The sequence below is a fragment of the Halochromatium sp. genome, assembly GCF_054919635.1.
In genome coordinates this window covers 1-3464 of the sequence record NZ_JBUDPI010000374.1, presented here as the reverse complement: position 1 = coordinate 3464, position 3464 = coordinate 1, and the positions used below count along the sequence as shown (strand labels likewise).

At 63.2% G+C, this 3464-nt stretch carries 5 protein-coding genes; all 5 read left to right on the top strand.

Features of this window, described 5'->3' with window-relative positions:
* Nucleotides 1-666: metal ABC transporter solute-binding protein, Zn/Mn family (locus ACY693_RS16815; protein WP_462322961.1), on the top strand; the 666-nt coding region annotated here is incomplete at its 5' end.
* Nucleotides 663-1490 carry a metal ABC transporter ATP-binding protein gene (locus ACY693_RS16810; protein ID WP_462322960.1) on the top strand — a complete coding sequence of 276 codons (828 nt, stop codon included), beginning with the start codon at nt 663-665 and terminating at the stop codon, nt 1488-1490. The genes ACY693_RS16815 and ACY693_RS16810, both read left to right, overlap by 4 nt.
* Nucleotides 1491-1501: 11 nt before the next feature.
* Nucleotides 1502-2359: a metal ABC transporter permease gene (locus ACY693_RS16805; RefSeq protein ID WP_462322959.1), complete on the top strand. Its 858-nt coding sequence runs from the start codon at nt 1502-1504 to the stop codon at nt 2357-2359.
* A 1-nt stretch (nt 2360) separates the two neighbouring features.
* Nucleotides 2361-2822 (top strand): transcriptional repressor, encoded by a 462-nt coding sequence (locus ACY693_RS16800; protein WP_462322958.1) that lies wholly within the window; start codon nt 2361-2363, stop codon nt 2820-2822.
* A gap of 10 nt (nt 2823-2832) precedes the next feature.
* Nucleotides 2833-3464: ZrgA family zinc uptake protein (locus ACY693_RS16795; RefSeq protein ID WP_462322957.1), on the top strand; the 632-nt coding region annotated here is incomplete at its 3' end.

Genomic DNA, 3464 nt, shown 5'->3' with positions numbered 1-3464 from the left:
GAGCACGAGCACGAGCACGAGCACGAGCACGAGCACGAGCACGAGCACGAGCACGCTGAAGATCATAATGAAGCCCAACCGCATGCGGCGGTGGGCGATGCGAGCGATGAGCACGCGGCGACTCAGGCAGAAAACCGAGAGATGGACCCGCATATCTGGACCAGCCCGGTCCTGGTGCGCGAGATGGCGGTCGCGATCCGCGATCGACTGAGTGAGCTTGATCCCGAGGGTGCGCCGCTGTATGCACGCCAGCAGCAGCGCTTCGATGCCGAGCTCCAAGCGCTGCATCAGGACTTGCAGCAAAGCCTCGAGCCGCTCGAGGTGCGCAGCTTTCTGGTCTACCACCCTGCCTGGGGCTATTTCGCCGACACCTATGATCTCGTGCAGATCCCGATCGAGCGCGCCGGCAAGGAGCCCGGACCACGGCGCCTATCGGCCCTGATCGCTCAGGCCGAGGCTGCCGGCACACGCGCGATCTTCGTACAGCCTGAGTTCGATAAGCGCACTGCTCAGCGGGTTGCCCGCAGCATTGGCGGACGGGTCGAGGTCGCCACGCCGCTGGCTGCCAACTATGGCGAGAATCTGCAGCGTTTCGCATCGATTCTGGTCGATGCCAACAGCGCGTCCGAGGCCAACCCGTCAGCACCATCGAGCGACAGCCGATGACGGCGTCGACGCCAGCAGCCATCGAGGTCGAGCACCTCGGCTTTGCCTATGGCGATGTGCCGGTGCTGGAGGATATCAGCCTACGCGTCGAGACCGGCGAGTTCCTCGGCCTGGTCGGCCCAAACGCTGGCGGCAAGAGCACCCTGCTGAAGTTGGTGCTCGGACTGCTGCAGCCACAGCAGGGACGCATACGGGTGCTGGGCCGCTCGCCGAAGCAGGGCCGACGCCATATCGGCTATGTTCCGCAGTACCCGGCCTTCCCCCGCGACTTCCCGATCCAGGTGCTGGATGTCGTCCTGATGGGCCGGCTGGGGCTGAACGGCAGCCTGCTTCACCAGATCGGGGCATGGCGTCGCCGCGACCGCGAGCACGCCCGACAAACGCTGAACGATGTCGAGGCCGGCGATTTAGCCCTACAGCCGATCGGCGCCTTATCCGGCGGTCAACTGCAGCGGGTGTTGCTGGCGCGCGCGCTCGTCAGCGAGCCAGCCATCCTGATCCTTGACGAGCCGACCGCCAATATCGATCAACGCATGGAAGGCGAGATCTTCGAGCTGCTCGCCCGGCTCAGTCAACGTCGCACCATCGTCGTCGTTTCCCACGACATCAGCTTCATTTCAAGCTATGTCAGCCGCGTTGCCTGCCTCAACCGAACCCTGGTCTGTCATCACACCGAGGCGATCAACGGCAGCCTGATCAATGAGCTCTATGGTGAGCCTGTGCACAAAATCAGTCACGATCACGCCGAGATCGACGCCGAGGCCAGCCCCAAGACCAGACCCAAGATTGGTGCACCGGCAGCCGCAGATGCGCATCCCAGATAAGCGACAAGGACATGCCTGAATTCTTTACCGCCCTGCTTCAGCACGACTTCCTGCAGCAGGCCCTGATTGCGGGCCTGCTCGCCAGCATCGGCTGCGGCCTCATCGGCCCCTTCGTTGTTGTCAAACGCATCACCTTCTTGGCCGGCGGCATCGCCCATTCGGTGCTTGCGGGCATGGGGGCGGCGCTCTTCTATGGCTACGACCCGCTCGCTGGCGCTCTTGCTGCAGCAGTCGTCGCCGCGCTCTTGATCGGTTGGGTGCGGCTGCGCTGGCGAACCGGTGAAGACACCGCAATCGGCGCACTCTGGGCGATCGGGATGGCCATCGGCATCCTGTTCATCTCGAAGACACCTGGCTATGCCACCGATTTGATGAGCTTCCTATTCGGCAACATCCTGCTGGTGCCGACGCGAGAGCTTTGGTTCATGGCCCTACTGGATCTGGTATTGCTGTTGAGCGTCGCCTTGTTCTATCGGCAATTCGTCGCGGTGGCGTTCGATGAAGAGTTTGCTCGCTTGCGCGCGGTACCGGTCGATCTGTTCTATCTGCTCCTATTGGTCCTGGTGGCCGTCACGGTGGTGTTGATGATCCAGGTCGTTGGACTCATCCTTGTGATCGCGCTGCTGACGCTCCCGGCAGCAACCGCTGGCCACTGGACCGGAACCCTAGCCGGAATGATGCTTGGCGCGACCCTCGTCGGTGCCCTCCTTAGCAGCGGTGGCCTGGCGTTGTCGTACGCACCTGATCTGCCGACTGGTCCCACCATTGTTCTACTGGCGGGCGCGCTCTACCTCCTGTCAGCGCTGAGTGCTGGCTTTCGGGCAAAGCGGCGAGCCGAGAAGGCGGTCCGGGCGACCACGAGAGGATGAGATGGACGAAGAGACCCTGCAACAGGCCCTGAGCACCGCTGAAGTCCTCTGTGCTCAGCGCGGTGTCCGCTTCACAGCGCAGCGGCGTCGCGTGCTGGAACTCGTATGCCGAGCGGACCGGCCGGTTGGCGCCTACGAGATCCTCGACCAGCTGCGCGAGGGCACGAGCGCAGCTGCAGCGCCGCCAACGGTCTACCGGGCACTCGATTTTCTGCTCGAACAGGGCCTAGTGCACAAGCTCGAGACCCTGCACGCGTTCATCGGCTGCACCCATCCTGAGCACCCGCACGCGAGCCAGTTTCTGATCTGTAGCGATTGTGGGCAGGTCAAAGAGCTTGATAGCGCGGCTATCTCCGGCAGCCTACGCTCGCTGGAGCGGGAGACGGGTTTTCATAGCGAGCGCCCCGTCATCGAGGTATTGGGCACCTGCGCCCATTGCCGCCACAAGACCGCAGCAATCTGAGGAGCGTCCGATGCCAAGCACCATGACAACGAGGCTCAGGACCACGGCGTCCGTCCTGGCACTGAGTCTAGCTGGCCTTGCCAGCAGCATCGCGCAAGCCGATGCCGATGCTACTGTGGATGAGCAACCGCAGGTCCCTGCGGAAATGAGCCCCACAGAGCACACCCAGGCGCATGAGCACAAGACCAGCCAGGCGAACGGCCAACCAGACGACCAAGCCCAGCCTCAACAAGAGCCAGCTCGAGCCTCGGGCTATCGCGAGCTCGGCACCCATGTGCATGGCATCGGTGAGCTCAATGTCGCGGTCGACGGCGACACCTTACTAATCGAGCTGATCACCCCGGCGATGGATCTGATCGGCTTCGAGCATGCACCAAGAACCGAGGCACAGCGCGCAGCCCTAGCCGATGCTCGTGCACAGCTTGAGCAGGCTGATCAGCTCTTCGCACCAACCGCTGCAGCGGACTGTGCTCTGGCCGCAGTCGAGGTTGAGCTCGATCTCGGCGCTACTGAGACCAAGGCTCAGACGGCAACTCAGCACGATCACGATCACGGACACGATCACGATCACGGACACGATCACGACGACGACCACGACCACGACCACGACCACGACCACGACCACGACCACGACCACGACCA